Origin of the sequence: Sinisalibacter lacisalsi (assembly GCF_014640115.1) — a bacterium.
Taxonomy (GTDB): domain Bacteria; phylum Pseudomonadota; class Alphaproteobacteria; order Rhodobacterales; family Rhodobacteraceae; genus Sinisalibacter; species Sinisalibacter lacisalsi.
Map to the genome: position 1 here is coordinate 910926 of NZ_BMGI01000001.1, position 16840 is coordinate 927765.

The 16840-nt window shown below is 68.3% G+C and carries 15 protein-coding genes; 8 read left to right on the forward strand and 7 right to left on the reverse strand.

Annotation, left to right across the window (positions count from 1 at the left end; genetic code table 11):
• The first annotated feature begins 52 nt into the window (after window positions 1-52).
• Entirely contained in the window at window positions 53-289 is a 237-nt protein-coding gene (locus IEW01_RS04595; protein ID WP_188526399.1) for an HP1242/YdcH family protein, read from the forward strand.
• Window positions 290-348: 59 nt separating this feature from the next.
• Here the strand turns inward: IEW01_RS04595 and IEW01_RS04600 are convergent, their stop codons facing one another.
• From IEW01_RS04600 to ychF, 3 genes are all read right to left on the reverse strand, one after another.
• Window positions 349-825: an SRPBCC family protein gene (locus IEW01_RS04600; RefSeq protein ID WP_188526400.1), complete on the reverse strand. Its 477-nt coding sequence runs from the start codon at window positions 823-825 to the stop codon at window positions 349-351.
• Between the two features lie 64 nt (window positions 826-889).
• A complete protein-coding gene (locus IEW01_RS04605; protein ID WP_188526401.1) occupies window positions 890-2281 on the reverse strand; it encodes a helix-turn-helix domain-containing protein in 1392 nt (463 codons plus the stop codon).
• 74 nt (window positions 2282-2355) lie between these two features.
• The gene (gene ychF, locus IEW01_RS04610; RefSeq protein WP_188526402.1) at window positions 2356-3453 is read right to left on the reverse strand and encodes a redox-regulated ATPase YchF; all 1098 of its coding nucleotides are present in this window, start codon (window positions 3451-3453) and stop codon (window positions 2356-2358) included.
• 215 nt (window positions 3454-3668) lie between these two features.
• On the opposite strand from ychF, the gene trpA reads away from it, so the two are divergent.
• A complete protein-coding gene (gene trpA, locus IEW01_RS04615; protein ID WP_188526403.1) occupies window positions 3669-4460 on the forward strand; it encodes a tryptophan synthase subunit alpha in 792 nt (263 codons plus the stop codon).
• Window positions 4461-4468: 8 nt separating this feature from the next.
• On the opposite strand, the gene IEW01_RS04620 is transcribed toward trpA, so the two are convergent.
• Window positions 4469-4915, reverse strand: a complete 447-nt coding sequence (locus IEW01_RS04620) for a MaoC family dehydratase (RefSeq protein ID WP_188526404.1) — start codon at window positions 4913-4915, stop codon at window positions 4469-4471.
• On the reverse strand, window positions 4912-5688 hold the full coding sequence (locus tag IEW01_RS04625) for a ZIP family metal transporter (protein WP_188526405.1): 777 nt from the start codon (window positions 5686-5688) through the stop codon (window positions 4912-4914). Before IEW01_RS04625 ends, IEW01_RS04620 begins: the two co-directional genes overlap by 4 nt.
• Window positions 5689-5803: 115 nt before the next feature.
• Between IEW01_RS04625 and IEW01_RS04630 the strand changes: the two genes are divergently transcribed.
• Entirely contained in the window at window positions 5804-6967 is a 1164-nt protein-coding gene (locus tag IEW01_RS04630) for an alpha-hydroxy acid oxidase (RefSeq protein WP_188526406.1), read from the forward strand.
• Complete coding sequence (locus IEW01_RS04635; RefSeq protein ID WP_188526407.1) at window positions 6967-7587, forward strand: sulfotransferase family 2 domain-containing protein; 621 nt, start codon at window positions 6967-6969, stop codon at window positions 7585-7587. The genes IEW01_RS04630 and IEW01_RS04635 overlap by 1 nt, the downstream gene beginning before the upstream one ends.
• Window positions 7588-7594: 7 nt before the next feature.
• Here the strand turns inward: IEW01_RS04635 and IEW01_RS04640 are convergent, their stop codons facing one another.
• Window positions 7595-8740 carry an MFS transporter gene (locus IEW01_RS04640; RefSeq protein ID WP_188526408.1) on the reverse strand — a complete coding sequence of 382 codons (1146 nt, stop codon included), beginning with the start codon at window positions 8738-8740 and terminating at the stop codon, window positions 7595-7597.
• Between the two features lie 192 nt (window positions 8741-8932).
• Here IEW01_RS04640 and IEW01_RS04645 point away from each other — a divergent pair, with 192 nt between their 5' ends.
• Window positions 8933-9571 (forward strand): 50S ribosomal protein L25/general stress protein Ctc, encoded by a 639-nt coding sequence (locus IEW01_RS04645; protein ID WP_188526409.1) that lies wholly within the window; start codon window positions 8933-8935, stop codon window positions 9569-9571.
• A gap of 82 nt (window positions 9572-9653) precedes the next feature.
• On the opposite strand, the gene selD is transcribed toward IEW01_RS04645, so the two are convergent.
• Window positions 9654-11843: a selenide, water dikinase SelD gene (selD, locus tag IEW01_RS04650; protein WP_188526410.1), complete on the reverse strand. Its 2190-nt coding sequence runs from the start codon at window positions 11841-11843 to the stop codon at window positions 9654-9656.
• Window positions 11844-11990: 147 nt separating this feature from the next.
• Here selD and IEW01_RS04655 point away from each other — a divergent pair, with 147 nt between their 5' ends.
• From IEW01_RS04655 to IEW01_RS04665, 3 genes are read left to right on the forward strand one after another with little or no spacing between them, the layout of a single operon-like run.
• Window positions 11991-12473: a GbsR/MarR family transcriptional regulator gene (locus IEW01_RS04655; protein ID WP_188526411.1), complete on the forward strand. Its 483-nt coding sequence runs from the start codon at window positions 11991-11993 to the stop codon at window positions 12471-12473.
• Window positions 12470-13723: an efflux RND transporter periplasmic adaptor subunit gene (locus IEW01_RS04660; protein ID WP_188526412.1), complete on the forward strand. Its 1254-nt coding sequence runs from the start codon at window positions 12470-12472 to the stop codon at window positions 13721-13723. Before IEW01_RS04655 ends, IEW01_RS04660 begins: the two co-directional genes overlap by 4 nt.
• A complete protein-coding gene (locus tag IEW01_RS04665; protein ID WP_188526413.1) occupies window positions 13720-16830 on the forward strand; it encodes an efflux RND transporter permease subunit in 3111 nt (1036 codons plus the stop codon). Before IEW01_RS04660 ends, IEW01_RS04665 begins: the two co-directional genes overlap by 4 nt.
• The last annotated feature ends 10 nt before the right edge of the window (window positions 16831-16840 follow it).

Here is a 16840-nt window from a genome sequence, read left to right on the forward strand (position 1 = left end):
GAGTCCGGCGCCCTAGGCTGGGGGCAACCTGAAGAAATGGAGGATCCAGCCGATGACCGATATGCCGCACGAACTGCCTGAAGAGTTCCCCGAATACGCCGAGAAAATGGAGGCCTTGCGGGCCAACGACGGCGCTTTCGCGAAGCTCTATGACGACTACCACGAGGTCAACCGCAAGGTGCTCGAAGCCGAGACGCTCGAACGCCCAACCGACCATTTCCACGAGGAAGAAATGAAAAAGGAGCGCGCGCACCTCAAGGACGAGATCTACAAGGCGCTCACCGCCTGACGGAATGCCCGCAGCAGATCACCGGCCCCGCACCTTCCCGGCGCGGGGCCGGTTCGCGTTCAGCCGGGCTGGCTGGCGGTTTCATCCTCGTCACCGGTGCCTTCCACCTCGGCCTGGAATTGCTCGAAGAAGGCATCGACCATCTTGCGCGCGAAACCGTGGATGATCCGGTTGCCGAGCTGGGCCAGCTTGCCGCCCACCTTGGCGTCGACATCATAGAACAATTCGACCCCGCCGTCGGTGTCTTCGAGCCAGACCTTGGCCACGCCCTTGGCGAAACCGGCCACGCCGCCCTTGCCTTCGCCCGAGATGGTGTAGCTCTCCAGCTCGACGATATCCGCAAGCGTCACCGCGCCCTTGAAGGTGGCTTTCACCGGGCCGACCTTCTGCTTCACCACCGCCTCGAACCCGTCCTCGGGGCTGCCGGTGAGCTCCTCGCAGCCGGGAATGCAGGCGCGCAGCGTGTCGGCGGAATTGAGATGCGCCCAGATCGTGGCGCGGTCGGCCGCGATGACGCGGCTGCCGGACAGTTCCATCTTGTCTCTCCCTGAGGTGTTTTTTCCAAGACTAGGAGTGAACGGCGCAGGCGTAAAGCGCGTGTTAGCGGTCTACCTCGTAGGGCAGAACGCCCCGCGCGTCGGGGTCGATCCGCAGCTTGCGTTCGAGCGGCGGCACCGAACGCTGATGGCAATCGGCGCGCTCGCAGATCCGGCAGGAAATGCCGATCGGCTCGAAGGCGGCGGCGTTGGTGATGTCGAGATCGTCGGCATAGACGAGGTGCTCGGCGTGCTTCACCTCGCAGCCCAGCGCGATGGCGAAACGCCGGGTCGGCGCGGCGAAGCTGCCACCGGTTTTCGACACGTCGCGCGCGAGCGAGATATAGCGCACGCCGTCCGGCGTCTGCGCGAGCTGGCGCAGAAAGCGCGTCGGCGTTTCGAAGGCGCGGTGGACGTTCCACAGCGGGCAGGCCCCGCCGAAGCGGGCGAATTGCAGCCGCGTGGCGGAATGGCGCTTGGTGATCGTGCCGGCCTGGTCGACGCGGACGAAGAAGAACGGGATGCCCTTCGCGCCCGGGCGCTGCATCGTGCTCAGCCGGTGCGCCACCTGCTCGATCGAAGCGCCGAACAGATCGGCGAGGCGTTCGAGATCGTGGCGGGTGTCGCGCGCGGCGTCGAGGAAGCGGGCGTAGGGCAGGAGCGCCGCGCCGGCAAAGTAATTGGCCAGCCCGATCTTCGCGATGCTGCGCGCCTCGTCCGACTGGAACCGGGCGAGATCGAGCGTCGCCTCGAGCAGGTCGTCCTGGGTCAGCAACGCGACCTGGTGCAGCAATTGAAAGCGCCTGGTCGAGGGCGGCGAATAGGTTGACAGCGCCAGCCGCCCGGCCTCGCGGTCGAGCCCGCGCACGCGGTGCGATTGTGTCACCTCGACGCTTATGCCGAGGCCGCCGAGTGCCGCGACGGCGGCCGCCTGCGGGTCGCCCGCGCGCACGAAGTGTTCGGCGGCGCGGTCGACCGCGTCGATGTAGTTGTCGCAGTAATGGAAGAAGTCGCGCACCTCCTCCCATGGGCTCGCCTGCACCCGCGCGCCGTCACGCCCCAGTGCCTCGTCGAGCGAGGCGAGTTGCTCGCGGCCCTGGGCATAGGCGCGGTGCAGTTCGAGAAAGGCGCGCGCCAGCGCGGGCGCGTTCGAGGCAACAAGCCTCAGGTCGGCCACCGGCGGCGTGGCGTCGGCGAAGACCGGGTCGGCCAGCGCCTCGCGCATGTCGGTGACGATCCGCTCGGCATCGCCGGTCGAAAGCTCGGCCACGTCGAAGCCGAATTCCTGCGCCAGCGCCAGCACCACGCCGGTCGAGACCGGGCGGTTGTTGTTCTCCATCTGGTTGAGATAGGGCAGGCTGACGCCGAGCTTTTCGGCGAAGGCCTTTTGCGTCAGCCCGAGCCGCGCCCGCGTTTCGCGCAGCTTCACCCCGGCATAGAGCTTTTGCGTGGCCATCGGCGCCTCCCTTTGCAAACACAGCTTCTAGCCTTTGCAAAAAGGTCCGTCCAGTGGCCGGTCCGGTGCCGGGTTCAGTTGGAATGCAGGAAATGCATCACGTCGCCGTCCTGCACGACGTAGCTCTTGCCCTCGGCGCGCATCTTGCCCGCCTCTTTCGCGCCCTGTTCGCCGCCGCAGGCAACGAAATCGTCGTAGGCGATGGTTTCGGCGCGGATGAAGCCCCGCTCGAAATCGCCGTGGATCACGCCGGCGGCCTGCGGCGCGCGGGTGCCCTCGCGGATCGTCCAGGCCCGGGCTTCCTTGGGGCCGACGGTGAAGAAGGTCTCGAGGTGCAAGAGCTTGTAGCCGGCCTTGATCAGCCGGTCGAGCCCGGCCTCGGCGAGCCCCAGTTCCTCGAGGAACACCGCCTGCTCCTCGGGGTCGAGCTGGCTGATTTCCTCCTCGATCCGGGCCGAGATCACCACCACGCCGGCGCCCTGTTCCGCGGCCAGCCGCTCGACCTTGGCGGAATGCTGGTTCCCGGTGGCGGCCTCGTCTTCGCCGACGTTGCAGACGTAGAGCACCTTCTTGGTGGTGATGAGCTGGAGCGCGCGCCACGCCTTGCGGTCATCCTCGGCCACCTCGACGCTGCGCGCCGGGCGCCCCGCCTCCAGCGCCTCGAGCGCGGATTTCAGAAGCCGCTCCTGCTGGATCGCCTCCTTGTCGCCGCCGCGCACCTTGCGCACGAGGTTCTGCAGCCGCTTCTCGATGCTCTCCATGTCGGCGATCATCAGCTCGGTCTCGATCACCTCGGCATCGGCCACCGGATCGACCCGGCCCTCGACATGGGTCACGTCACCGTCCTCGAAGCAGCGCAGCACGTGGGCGATGGCGTCCGTCTCGCGGATGTTGGCGAGAAACTGGTTGCCGAGCCCCTCGCCCTTGGAAGCGCCCTTCACCAGACCGGCGATGTCGACGAAGGTCATCCGCGTCGGCACGATCTCCTTCGAGCCGGCGATCTCGGCCAGCCGGTCCAGCCGCGGATCCGGCATCGCCACCTCGCCCACGTTGGGTTCGATGGTGCAGAACGGGAAGTTCGCGGCCTGCGCGGCGGCGGTCCGCGTCAGCGCGTTGAACAGGGTCGATTTCCCCACGTTGGGCAGCCCCACGATCCCGACCTTGAAGCCCATCTCGCTCTCCTCGCATTGGTTCGGCGCCTTCTATGCGGATTGGCAGGGCTTAGCAACAAGCCCCCTGCGCTTCTTGGGTCCACAAATACCTCGGGGGTGAGCCCGGAACGGGCGAGGGGGCAGAGCCCCCTTCCGACACCCGCCAGCGCGCGCGCCGCTTGATTTTCCCGCGCCCCTGTCGCAAACCGCTGGAGACCGACGGAAGGGATACCGCAATGACTCGCATCGACGCCAAGTTCGCCCAGCTCAGGGCCGAGGAAAAAAAGGCCTTTGTCGCCTACATCATGGCGGGCGATCCCGATTTCGACAGCTCGATGGAGGTGCTGCGCGGCCTGCCCGCGGCCGGTGTCGACGTGATCGAGCTTGGCATCCCCTTCACCGACCCGATGGCCGACGGGCCGACGATCCAGCTTGCCGGCCAGCGCGCGCTCGAGGCGGGGCAGACCCTGCAGAAGACGCTCGACATGGCCGCCGCCTTCCGCGAGGCCGACGATACCACCCCGATCGTGCTGATGGGCTACTACAACCCGATCTATAATCGCGGCGTCGACAAGTTCCTCGAAGATGCCAGCGCCGCCGGCATCGACGGGCTGATCATCGTCGATCTGCCGCCGGAGGAAGACGACGAGCTGTGCATCCCGGCGCAGAAGGCCGGGCTCAACTTCATCCGCCTCGCCACGCCCACCACCGACGACAAGCGCCTGCCCAAGGTGCTCACCAACACCTCCGGCTTTCTCTACTACGTCTCGATCACCGGCATCACCGGCGCCGCCGAGGCGCAGGCGGGCGACGTGCGCCCCGAGGTGGCGCGGATCAAGGCGCATACCGATCTGCCGGTGATCGTCGGCTTCGGGATCAAGACGCCGGGCGCCGCCGAGGAAATCGCGAGTGTTGCCGATGGCGTCGTGGTGGGATCGGCCATTGTCGACCTGATCGGCAAGGGAAAATCCCCCGCCGAGGTGCTCGATTTCGTGCGTGGTCTCGCCGAGGGCGCACACCGGGCCTGAGCCGCGCGTTACGCCCGCGCCTTGATCAGGTGGTTGCCGATATAGCTCGCCACCTTCTCGCCGTGCTGGTTGACCACGTCATGGCGGATGCGCACGCGCCCCCGGTCGGGCCGCGAGCGCGAACGCTCGGCGGTTACCACTTCCGCCTCCACGTGGATCGCGTCGCCGGGGAATACCGGCTTGAACCAGCGCACCTCGTCCATCCCCGAGGCGCCCATCGAGGCCTCGTCCCAGATGCCCGCCGCCATCGACAGGTTGAAGGCCACCAGCAGCGTCTGCCAGCCGCTCGCGATCAGCGCCCCGAAATGGCTGGCCCGGGCGGCATCCTCGTCGAGGTGGAACTCCTGCGGGTCCCAGTCGCGGGCGAAATCCACCACTTCCTCGCGCGTCAGCGCGCGGGACCCGGTGCTGAAGCAAAAGCCGACGGGAAGGTCTTCGAAATATCTCTGCGTCATCCTGCCAGCACCACGTCGAGAAACATCATCAGGATCAGCCCGGCGAGCAGGCCCACGGTGGCGCTGTCCTGGTGGCCGTTGCGGTGCGTCTCGGGCACGATCTCGTGTGAAATGATATAGAGCATCGCGCCGGCCGAGAAGGTCAGCCCCCAAGGCAGGAGTTGCGACGACACGCTGACCGCCGCCGCGCCGACGAAACCGCCCGCCGCCTCCACCAGTCCGCTCAACGCGGTGACAAGGAAGGCCTTAAGGCGCGAGTATCCGAGCCCGATCAGGGCAACGGCCACGGCCAGCCCTTCTGGAACGTCCTGCAGCGAGATCCCGGTCATCACCGAAAGCCCCTGCGGGGCATTGCCGGTGCCGAAGGCGACGCCGATCGAAAGGCCCTCGGGAATGTTGTGAATGGTGATGGCGATCACGAACAGCCAGATCCGCGCGATCCGGCCCGCGTCGGCGCCCTCGCGCCCGGTCTTGAAATGCTCGTGCGGCAGCGCCTTGTCGAGCCCCCAGACGAAGGTGGCGCCGAGCGCGATGCCGAACCCGGCCACCGCCGCCGCGATCGGCAGCGAGCCATAGATCTCCTCCGCCACGTCGATCCCCGGCAGGATCAGCGAGAAGAAGGAGGCCGAGAGCATCACCCCGGCCGCGAAGCCGAGGGTGGTGTCGGTCCACTGCTGGTTCATCCGCTTGCCGAAGACCGCCGGCAGCGCGCCCAGCGCGGTGGCGAGCGCGGCGACGACCCCGCCGAGCGTTCCCATCAGGATCGGTGTCATCGGTTTCCCTTTTTCGAACGGCGCGAGACTGTGGCAATCGCGTGCCGCCCGCAAGCCCGTTTCGCTTGCGCCGCCGCACGCCGCTTGGCAAAACCGGCGTGTCAAGGAGAAGCACATGCCCGTCATCACCAATATCGACGATCTGCACCGCATCTATCGCCGCCGCGTGCCGAAGATGTTCTATGATTATTGCGAGACGGGGAGCTGGACCGAGCAGACCTTCCGCGAAAACACCTCCGACTTCTCGCAGATCCGGCTGCGTCAGCGGGTGGCGGTCGACATGACGAACCGCTCGACGCGCAGCACGATGATCGGGCAGGAGGTGGCGATGCCGGTGGCGCTGGCGCCGGTGGGGCTGACAGGTATGCAGCACGCCGATGGCGAGATCAAGGCCGCCCGCGCGGCCGAGAAGTTCGGCGTGCCCTTCACCCTCACCACGATGTCGATCTGTTCGATCGAGGACGTGGCCGAGCACACCGAGAAGCCGTTCTGGTTCCAGCTCTACGTGATGCGCGACGAGGATTTCCTGCGCCGGATCATCCAGCGCGCCAAGGACGCGGGCGTTTCGGCGCTGGTGGTGACGCTCGATCTGCAGATGCTCGGCCAGCGCCACAAGGATATCAAGAACGGCCTCTCCGCCCCGCCGAAGCCGACGCTGGCCAACATGATCAACCTCTCGACCAAGTGGCGCTGGGGGCTGGGCATGCTGGGCACGAAGCGCCGCGCGTTCGGCAATATCGTCGGCCATGTCGAGGGGGTCAGTGATCCGTCGAACCTGATGGCCTGGACGGCGGAGCAGTTCGATCCCCGGCTCGACTGGTCGAAGATCGAGGCGATCCGCGACATGTGGGGCGGCAAGCTGATCCTCAAGGGCATCATGGAGCCCGAGGACGCGGTGATGGCGGCGAAGATCGGTGCCGACGCGATCGTGGTGTCGAACCACGGCGGGCGGCAACTCGATGGCGCGGTTTCCTCGATCCGCGCGCTGGAACCGGTGCTCGACGCCGTCGGCGACAAGATCGAAGTCTGGCTCGACAGCGGTATCCGCTCGGGGCAGGACGTGCTCAAGGCGGTGGCGATGGGCGCCAGGGGCACGATGATCGGGCGGGCCTATATCTACGCGCTCGGGGCGATGGGCGAGGCCGGGGTGACGAAGGCGCTCGAGGTGATCCATACCGAGCTCGACAAGTCGATGGCCTTCTGTGGTCATCGCGATATCACGCAAGTGACCCGCGATATCCTGCGCGTGCCGCGCGGCTTCTCGGGCGACTGGGACTGATGCTCTATTTCCACGCCCAGAAGCTCGTCTTCCTCGAGGTGCCGAAAACCGGTTCCTCGGCGGTGGTCTCGGCGCTGGGCGATCTCGCGGCGATGCAGATCAGCCGCCCGCCGGGCAAGCGCCACATGAACGCCGGTGTGTTCAACGGCCGCCCGCGCGCCTTCATCCGGCAGTTCTGGGGCGGGGAGGTCGAAACCTTCGCGGTGATGCGCGAGCCGGTCGACCGGCTGGTGAGCTGGTATCGCTACCTGCAACGCCCGGCCCAGCCCGAGGGGCCGGACAGCACCCATGATATTTCCTTCGACGATTTCGTCGCGGCGGCGTTGAGCGGCGACCCGCGCTTTCCCGGCATCGGGCGACAGGACCGGTTCCTGATGGGCGAGGGCACCCGGCCGCTGGTGACGCATATCTTCCAGTATGACCGGCAGGATCTGCTCGCCGCCTTCCTCGACGCCCGGTTCAACCGGGCGGTGTCGTTCGAGCGGGTGAACGTCTCGACCGGCGGTGCCGTGGAGGTGACGGATGCGGTGCGCGAGGCGGTGCGCGCGGCGCGCCCCGACGAGGCGCGGTTGTGGGACAGGGTTGCGCGCGAGGGCTACCTGCACAGCCCCGGGGCGTAAGGGCCGGTCAGCCGCGCCGCGTCAGCGCCAGCACCGTCGGCACGATCAGCGCGACGATGACGGCCACCGCCGCGAAGGAGACCCGCAGGCTCCAGATCTCGGCCAGTCCGCCCATCATCGAGGGGCCGACGAAGAAGCCCAGGAGCCCCGCCATCCAGGCCCGCGAGATCGCCAGCGGGCGGGCCTTGTCGGAGACCATCCGCCCGATGATCGAGTTCGTCGCCGGCACGATCACCGCCATGCCGAGGCCGAGCACGCCGACGCCGAGGATGACCACCAGCTTGGTCGGGGCGGCGGCGACGATCACCGCGCCGATCATGCCCAGCACCGCCGAGGTGAGGATGAGCCGGAGCTCGCCGATCCGTGCCGCCACGACCTGCCCGCCAAGCCGGCCCGCGAACATCACCAGCCCGAGCACGGCGGGGCCGAAGCTGCCCTCGCCGGGCGCGCCGCCCAGCGTGCGCTCGATATGCAGCGCCGACCACGCCTCGGTGGCGTTCTCGCCGATGAAGCCTGCAAACAGGATCAGCCCGCCGAGCAGCACCACGGCGAGCGGCGGCACTGCGCCCCGGGCGGCGTCTTCGGGGTCGTCCATCGGCGGCAGGTCGACCCGTTCCCAGGCGACGAGCACCGCCCCGAGCGCCAGAACCGAGAGCACCGGCAGCACCTCCGCCGGGCCGAATCCAGCCTTGCGGGCGAAGGCCACGCCGAGCGCGGTGAGGCCGAAGGCGAGGGAAAAGGCGGCGTGGTTGACGCTTTGCAGATGCATCCGGCGGCGCGCTTCGAGCTGGGCGATGCGCACGTTGGCGGTCATGTCGGCCAGTGCCACGGCGGCGCCGGTGAAGAACAGCGCGAAGGCGAGCGTGACCGGGGAGGAGGCGGTGAGCGGGGTGAGCACGGCGAGCGCGATGCCGAGGCCCGCCAGTGGCAGCGCGAGGTTGCCGAGCGCGCGGCCGAAGCGCGGTGCGAAGGCGAGCGCGATCATCGAACCCACGGCGGGCGCGATCAGCGCCGCGCCCAGTTCCGCGTCGGAGGCGCCGACGGCGGCCTTGATATCGGGAATCAACCCGGCGAGCCCGCCCCAGTTGACCCCCACCGCCGCCAGCGTGAGCATCGGCGCTCGGGTTGTCCGCGCTGCCTCGACCACCGACATTGCCGCCTCCTTCGCCCCGGACCGATCCGGCGCCACCGCTAACCCCGCCCGCCCGCCGCTGCAAGCGCCTCCGGGCCGACCGCGCGCAATTAGCGCTTTCCAAGTCTCTGGTTGTGGTCTATAGCGCGCCTCTCGTGCGGCTGTTGCACCCTTGGAGGAACGGCCGCGAACCTGAAGAATTGGAGAATACCCATGGCTCGCGAAATCCCAGATTTCCACGCCACGGTACGGACGGGGACAGGCAAGGGGGCCGCTCGTCAATCTCGCCGCGAAGGCAACGTACCGGGCATCGTTTACGGCGGCGGCATTGATCCGCTGCCGATCGAAGTTCCCTTCAACGTGCTGTTGAAACGGCTCAAGGAAGGCCGCTTCCTCTCGACGCTGTTCAACCTCAAGGTCGACGGCCACGACGACGTGCGCGTGATCTGCCGCAGCGTTCAGCGCGACGTGGTGAAAGACCTGCCGACGCATGTCGATTTCATCCGCCTGCACCGCACCACGCGGATCAACCTCTTCATCCACGTCGAGTTCGAGAACGAAGAGACCGCGCCCGGGATCAAGAAGGGCGGCGTGCTCGTGGTGGTGCGTCCGGAAGTCGAGCTGAACGTCGTCGCGGGCGACATTCCCGAGAAGATCGTGGTCGACCTTGCCGGGCGCGATGTGGGTGACGTCATCCATATCTCGGATGTTGAACTGCCGGCCGGCGCGAAGCCGACGATCGAGCGTGATTTCGTGATCGCCAACATCTCGGCGCCCTCGGGCCTGCGCGGCTCGGACGAAGAGACCGACGAAGAGATCGAAACCGAAGTGATTGGCGAAGAAGAAGACTGATCTTCCCGATCATCTCGATTGCATCGACGCGGGCCCCTCGGGCCCGCGTTTTTCGTTCCGGCGGACCGGCTGCGGCGCGAGCCTAGCGGCAGATGATCCCCGGCGCGTCGGCGCCGAGGCGACCGATCACCGCGGCGTCGTGCCCGGCCGCGACCAGGGCCGCCACCAATCCTTCGGCTTCGCCCGCGTCGACGGCGGCGAGCAGCCCGCCCGCCGTTTGCGGATCGTGCAGCAGGCTGGCGCGCGCGCCCTCGGCGCTTTCGACCGGCGCGGCGGCGCGGTTGGCTTCCCAGATCGACGAGCGGTGCCCGGCCTCGGCCAGGTCCAGCGCGCCGGGATAGAGCGGCAGGGCGGCAAGGTCGATCTCCGCCGACACGCCCGAGGCGTGACAGATCGCCATGAGGTGGCCCGCGAGGCCAAAGCCGGTCACGTCGGTCATCGCGCGCGCCCCGGCGAGCAGCCGGGCCGCGTCGCCCTGCGGGCGCGCCATCGTCGCCAGCATCCCGGCGACGTCCCGCCCGTTGGCCGCGCCCAGCATCTCGGCGGCAAGGATCGTGCCGCTGCCGAGGGGGCGGGTGAGGATCAGGGCGTCGCCCGGCTGTCCACCCCCGTTGGTGATCGGGGCGCCGTCGACGAGGCCGGTAATGGTGAAGCCCAGCGTCATTTCCGCGCCCATGGTGGAATGGCCGCCGACGATCTCGGCCCCTTCGGCGTGGAACACCTCGCGCGCCGCGCGCATGATCTCGGTCATGCTGCGCGCCTGCAGCGGCTCGGCCATGCGCGGCAGGATCACGCTGGCCAGCGCCGCCTGCGGCCTGGCTCCCATCGCCCAGATGTCGCCGAGCGCGTGAACGGCCGTGATCCGGGCGAGCAGAGCCGGGTCGGCGGTGAAGGCGCGCAGATGGTCGGTGGTGACGACCTGCCGCACACCGCCGATCTCGAGCACCGCGGCATCGTCGCCGGGGCCGGTGAGCACATCGGCCCGCCCGAGCGCGGTCAGGCCGGCGAGGGCTTCGCCGAGCGTGCCCGGCCCCACCTTGGAGCCGCAGCCCGCGCAGAGCGGCTTGTGCGCGCCCTTCAGTTCCTCAGCCACGCCCTCGGTCACCGGCCGGGGCAGCGGCGCCGGGGGCATCTTCGGCAGATCCTGGAACATCCGCATGAACTTGCGGTCGATGCGGTCTTTCCAGCGCCACAGAAGCGGTCCGGAAAGCGTCCGCCCCCATTTCTCGGCGAGCGCCACCTTGCCGCCCAGCGAGACCAGCTTGAGATAGTCGCCTTGCGGGTGGTAGGCGCGGGTCTTGCCGCCCGAGAGTACGGCGCGCAGGTTGTCGAGCAGCACCGGGCCGGAGCGGACGGCATACACCCCGGCCTTGGGGCGCGGCGCGTGGGTCATGTGGGCGCAATCGCCCACGGCGAAGAGATCCCAGTGGCCTTCCACGCGCAGGTGGCTGTCGACCCGGATGAAGCCGTCCTCCGTCACCGGCAGCGGGCTTTGCGCGACCCACGGATGCGCCATCGCCCCGGCCACGCCGACGGTGAAGCGCGCGCGCACGTGGGCGCCGTCGGCCAGCACCACGCCCTCGGCCCCGACGTGCGCGACCTTTGCCCCGGTCAGCACCGCGACGCCGAGATCGTCGAGCGCGGCTTGCAGGCGCCGCGTCGTGCCGGGGTTGCGCCCGGTGATCTGGGGGCCGGCTTCGATCACGCTCACACGGGCCGCGCCGCCAACCTCGCGGCGCAAGGCGTGGGCCATGGCCAGCGCCAGTTCCACCCCGGCCACGCCGCCGCCGATCACCGCCACCTCGGGCGCGAACTCGCCAGCGGCGGCGCGGGCGAGGAAGGCGCGCCAGCGCGCGGCGTAGGTGTCGAGCGGCTTGGCGCCGGTGCCATGGGCGGCGAAGCCGGGCAGGTCGGGCATCTCGGTGTGGATGCCCACGTCGATCGAGGCGACATCGTAGCCGATCTCGCCATGGCCCTCGACGGTGACGACCTTCGCCACCGGATCGACCCGCGTGGCCGAACCGATCACCAGCCGCGCCCCGGCGAAGCGGGCAAGCTGCACAAGGTCGATATCGAGCGCCTCGCGGCTGTAATGCCCGGCGATATGGCCGGGCAGCATGCCCGAGTAGGGCGCTGTCGGGCCAGGGTTGATCAGCGTCACGCGGGTGCCGGCGAGCGGCTTCATCCCCCACATCCGCAGCACCAGCGCATGGGCATGGCCGCCGCCGATGAGCACGAGGTCGCGGGTGAGGGGCAGGGGCATTGCTTGCATGGGCGCGCACCTTTTTGTCGGTTCGGGACGGATAACGCGCCCCGCGCCCCGCGCCAAGGCGACTTTCGGACGCTGACGCGGGGGAAGTTCGTTCAAACTGTTCAATCCTTATTGAACACGCCGAACAAGGCGCTTATGTCGCCGCGCATGACATCGCCGACAGAAAACTTCATCGAACAGATGGGCCTGATGACGCAGGCCGAGGGTGGGCCGCGCATCGCCGGCCAGATCCTTGGCTATCTCATCGTCGAGGGCGAGCCGCGCACGCTGGCGCAGATGACCGAGGCGCTGAAGATCTCCAAAGCCTCCGCCAGCACCAATGCCCGCCTGCTCGAACTCAAGGGCTCGGTCCGCCGCGTTTCGCCCATGGGCCAGCGGCAGGACGCCTACGAGGCGCTCGACTTTCCCAACCTCGCGGTGATCCGCGCGCTGGGCGAGCGCTTCCGTGCCCATGCCGACACCATGACCGAGATCGGCGCGGGCTTTCCCGAGAGCCACGCCGGCGCGCGCGAGCGGGTGACCCGCTTCGCCGAATTCTATCGCAAGACCGCCGATTTCATCGACGACTGGACCGCAAAGCTGGCCGAAGACCCCGACCTCGCCGCAACCGACAGGGATGATCCCCGATGAACAACGAAGCCCCCAAACCCGATTGGGCCATGAGCCGGCGCGAACGCGACGTCGCCGAACGGATCGCAGCCGGGCGCGCCCCGAAAAAGCGCCGTCGCTGGCCGTGGATCGTGCTGGTGCTCGCGCTGATCGGCGGCGCAGGCGGCTGGCTGGTCCAGAGCGGCACGCTCGAAGAGATGCAGGCGGCCCGCGAGGCGGCCGAGGCACAGGCGCAGGCGGAAGCCGAGGCGCGGGCCGCGCGGGCCGCGATCGTGCAACTCGCGGCCTTCGAGGTGACCGAGGTTGCCCCGGTCACGCTGACCGAAACCCTGCGCATCACCGGGTCGCTTTCGCCGGTGCGCCGCGCGCATCTGTCGTCGGAAGTTTCGGCCCGGGTCGATACCGTTGCGGTGCGCGCGGGTGACGCCGTGGCGCAGGGCGATCTGCTGGTGAAGTTCGACGCCGAGGCGCTGGACAGCCAGCTTGACCAGACCCGCGCCAACGCCGAGGCCACCCGGGTGCAGCTCGAACAGGCGCGGACCGACTTCGAGCGCACGCAGAACCTCGTGGAGCGCGGGCTCCAGCCGCAGAACACGCTCGACCGGGCCCGCTCCACGCTCGACCAGCTCACCGCCACGCTCGCGGCGCAGGAAACGCTTGTCGCCAACGCCGAGCGCGCCCGCGACCGCGCCACCGTCATCGCGCCCTTCGACGGGGTGATCTCGGACCGCGCCGTCGATCCCGGCCAGTTCGCCGCCACCGGCACGCCGCTGGTCACGCTCGTCGACCTGGCCGCGCTCGAGGTGGAGGCGACGGCGCCAGTAGCCTATGCGCCGGTGCTCACGCCCGGGCTCGCGGTCGATATCCGGGTCGAGGGCTTCGGCGACCGGCTGTTTCGCGGCCGTGTCGAGAGGCTGAGCCCGGTGGCGATCGAAGGCAGCCGGATGCTGCCGGTTTTCGTGTCGCTCGAAAACGTCACCGGCGAGTTGCGCGGCGGCATGTTCGCATCGGGGCAGATCGTGCTCGAGGAGCACGAGGGGGCGATCGGCCTGCCGGTGGGCGCGCTGCGGCGCGACGCCGAGGGCGCGCATGTGCTGGTGATCGAGGCGGATACGGCAATGCGTCGCGCCGTCGAGCCGGGGCGGACCTGGGATTCGGGCGCGCTGGTCGAGATCATTTCCGGCCTTGAGCCCGGCGACGTGGTGGTGACCGAGCCAATGCCCGCGCTGCGGCCCGGTGACAAGGTCGAGCTGCTGGAGGGCGGGCAATGATCCTCACCCGGATTTCCGTCGCCCAGCCCGTCTTTGCCACCATGGTGATGATCGCCATGGTGGTGATCGGCGCGTTCTCCTATATGCGCCTGCCGATCGAGCAATTGCCCGATGTCGATTTTCCGGTGGTCGCGGTTGTCACCTCCTACCCCGGCGCCACGCCAGAGGCGGTGGAGAACGATATCATCAAGCCGGTCGAAGAGGCCGTCGCCACGCTGGCGGGGATCGACTCGATCGAATCCGTGGCCCGCACCGGTTCGTCGCTGGTGCTGATAATCTTCGATCTGGAGGTCAAATCCGCCGATGCGGCGCAGGAGGTGCGCGACAAGATCGCCCAGGTCCAGGCGCTGCTGCCCGACAACGCGGGCGACCCGCAGATCCTGCGCTTCGACCCTGGCGAGCTGCCTGTGATGTCGGTGGGGATCAGCTCCGACCGGCTCGACGTGGGCCAACTCACCACGGTGACCGAAGACGTGATCGCCAAGCGCATCGCCAACATCAAGGGCGTGGGCCGGGCCTCCGTCGTCGGCGGCCGCGCGGCCGAGGTGCAGATCGACATCGACCCCGACCGGCTCACCGCTCTGTCGGTGGGGGTGTCCGAGGCGCTCGGCGCGGTCGCTGCCGAGAACCAGGATCTGCCTGCCGGCGCGATCACCGGCGACGGCGCCACCACGTCGGTGCAGGTCGAGGGCCGGCTCGCCACGCTTCGCGATTTCGAGGATATCATCGTCACCCGCCGCGCCGGCCAGCCGATCCGGCTTGGCGACATCGCCGGGATCGAGGTCCGGCTCGCGGAAGCCGCATCGCTGGCCATGCTCGACGGCGAACACGCGCTGGCGATCGACGTGGTGAAGACGCAAGGAGCGAATACCGTCGCGGTGGCCGAGTCGGTGCTCGAAGAGGTCGCGGCGATGCAGGCCGACGATGCCTTCGCCGACATCAAGATCGAGATCCTGCGCGACAACGCCAAGCCGGTGATCGACAGCTTCCACTCGGTGCAGAGCATGATCGTGGAGGGCGCGATCCTCGCCACCTTCATCGTCTTTCTGTTCCTCAACTCGTGGCGCTCGACGGTGATTACCGGGCTGACCCTGCCGATCTCGATCATCGGCACAATGACGGCGATCTATTTCCTCGGCTTCACCCTCAACATGATGAGCCTGATGGCGCTCTCGCTCGCCGTCGGTATCCTGATCGACGACGCCATCGTGGTGCGCGAAAACATCATGCGCCATCTGCACATGGGCAAGAGTCACAAGCAGGCGGCGCTGGACGGCACCAACGAGATCGGCCTGGCGGTGCTGGCCACCACGCTCTCCATCGTCGCGGTGTTCCTGCCCGTGGCCTTCATGGAGGGCATCCTCGGGCGCTTCTTCCTGCAATTCGGCGTCACCGTCTCGGTGGCCGTTTTGATCTCGCTCTTCGTTTCCTTCACGCTCGACCCGATGCTGTCGTCGGTCTGGTATGACCCGTCGGTCGACCCGAAGGTGAAGCGCGGGCCGCTCGGGCGGGCCGTCGCGCGGTTCGATGATTTCTTCGTCTGGCTCGGCAAATGTTACGGCGGGCTCCTGCGGCGGGCGCTGAAGTTTCGCAAGACGACGATCCTCGTCGCCTTCCTCGCCTTTGCCGGCGGGATCGGGGTGTTCACCAAGGTGGGGGCCGAATTCGTGCCGCCCGCCGACACCGGCGAGTTCCAGGTCGACATGTCGCTGCCGGTGGGCACCTCGCTTGATCGCACGGCCGCGAAGATCACGCAGGTCGATGCGCTTTTGCGCCGCGAAATCCCCGAGATCGCAGGCACCTACGCCACGGTCAATTCCGGCACCACCAGCGGCGACAACAACGCCACGATCATCGCGCTGCTGGTGCCGGCGGATGAGCGCAGCCGGACGCCGAATGAACTGACCGGCGTGGCGCGCGAAGTGCTGCAATCCGTCGGTGGAGCCGATTTCATCGTCGGCGCCTCCAGCGGCATGGGCCCCGCGAGCCAGCCGGTGGAACTTCGGATCTACGGCCCCGACCTCGATGTGCTCGAACGTCTCGCGGCGGATCTCAAGGCGAGCCTCGTCGCGATCCCCGGGCTTGCCGATGTGTCCACCACGCTGGATGATCCGCAGCCTACCCTCGGTATCCGGATCGACCGCGAGGCCGCCTCCGATCTCGGCGTCTCGCTCCAGCTTGTGGGCGACACGCTCAAGCCGATGCTCGGTGGCCAGACCGTTTCGGAATGGACCTCGCCACAAGGCGAAACGCTCAACGTGGTGCTGCGTCTACCCGCGGCGGAGCGCTCCGACGCTGCCGTGCTTGGCGCGATGCCGCTGGCGCAATCGCGCGGCGGGGTGATCCGCCTCGACCAAGTCGCCGAGATCGTCCCGTCCGAGGGGCCGGGCGAGATCAACCGCGAAGACCGCGACCGTTCGGTGCGGGTCAGCGCCAGCCTCGACGGAGTGAAGCTCGGCGACGTGAACGCCGCGCTGGAAGAGGCCAAGGCGAGCCTTGATCTGCCGTTGGGTTACCGTATCGGCACCGGCGGCGAGACCGAGCAACTCGCCGATTCGATGATGGCGGCCGCGGCGGCGCTGGCGCTGGCGGTGATCTTCATCTACCTCGTGCTCGCTTCGCAGTTCGGCTCTTTCCTGCAGCCCTTCGCGATCATGTCGTCGCTGCCGCTGGCGTTGATCGGCGTGGCGCTGGGCCTCCTGGCCTTCGGCTCGACGCTCAACATCTTCTCGATCATCGGCTTCATCATGCTGATGGGGCTGGTGACGAAAAACGCCATCCTGCTCGTCGACAACGCCAACCAGCACGTGCGCGAAGGTGAAAACCTCTACGAGGCCCTCGTGCTCGCCGGCCGGACCCGCTTCCGCCCGATCGTGATGACGACGCTGGCGATGATCTTCGGCATGCTGCCGCTGGCGCTGAACCTGCATGGCGGCACCGGGCAGAACACCTCGATGGCGCACGCGGTGATCGGCGGGCTGATCTCGTCTTCGCTGCTGACGCTGGTGGTCGTGCCCGTCTTGCTGACCTACACCGACAGCCTCGGACGCCGGGCCTCGCGGCTCTTTCCCGCCCCGCCCGACCATGAAGCCTCACCGGCCGAGTAGCCGGGCCATG

What these genes read in the sequence shown, in the direction of transcription:
- IEW01_RS04635 (WP_188526407.1), top strand. Translation starts at nt 6,967, where the DNA reads ATGCTCTATTTCCACGCCCAGAAGCTCGTCTTCCTCGAGGTGCCGAAA.
- IEW01_RS04605 (WP_188526401.1), bottom strand. Translation starts at nt 2,281, where the DNA reads ATGGCCACGCAAAAGCTCTATGCCGGGGTGAAGCTGCGCGAAACGCGG.
- trpA (WP_188526403.1), top strand. Translation starts at nt 3,669, where the DNA reads ATGACTCGCATCGACGCCAAGTTCGCCCAGCTCAGGGCCGAGGAAAAA.
- IEW01_RS04620 (WP_188526404.1), bottom strand. Translation starts at nt 4,915, where the DNA reads ATGACGCAGAGATATTTCGAAGACCTTCCCGTCGGCTTTTGCTTCAGC.
- IEW01_RS04665 (WP_188526413.1), top strand. Translation starts at nt 13,720, where the DNA reads ATGATCCTCACCCGGATTTCCGTCGCCCAGCCCGTCTTTGCCACCATG.
- IEW01_RS04625 (WP_188526405.1), bottom strand. Translation starts at nt 5,688, where the DNA reads ATGACACCGATCCTGATGGGAACGCTCGGCGGGGTCGTCGCCGCGCTC.
- IEW01_RS04640 (WP_188526408.1), bottom strand. Translation starts at nt 8,740, where the DNA reads ATGTCGGTGGTCGAGGCAGCGCGGACAACCCGAGCGCCGATGCTCACG.
- IEW01_RS04595 (WP_188526399.1), top strand. Translation starts at nt 53, where the DNA reads ATGACCGATATGCCGCACGAACTGCCTGAAGAGTTCCCCGAATACGCC.
- IEW01_RS04645 (WP_188526409.1), top strand. Translation starts at nt 8,933, where the DNA reads ATGGCTCGCGAAATCCCAGATTTCCACGCCACGGTACGGACGGGGACA.
- IEW01_RS04600 (WP_188526400.1), bottom strand. Translation starts at nt 825, where the DNA reads ATGGAACTGTCCGGCAGCCGCGTCATCGCGGCCGACCGCGCCACGATC.
- IEW01_RS04630 (WP_188526406.1), top strand. Translation starts at nt 5,804, where the DNA reads ATGCCCGTCATCACCAATATCGACGATCTGCACCGCATCTATCGCCGC.
- IEW01_RS04660 (WP_188526412.1), top strand. Translation starts at nt 12,470, where the DNA reads ATGAACAACGAAGCCCCCAAACCCGATTGGGCCATGAGCCGGCGCGAA.
- selD (WP_188526410.1), bottom strand. Translation starts at nt 11,843, where the DNA reads ATGCAAGCAATGCCCCTGCCCCTCACCCGCGACCTCGTGCTCATCGGC.
- IEW01_RS04655 (WP_188526411.1), top strand. Translation starts at nt 11,991, where the DNA reads ATGACATCGCCGACAGAAAACTTCATCGAACAGATGGGCCTGATGACG.
- ychF (WP_188526402.1), bottom strand. Translation starts at nt 3,453, where the DNA reads ATGGGCTTCAAGGTCGGGATCGTGGGGCTGCCCAACGTGGGGAAATCG.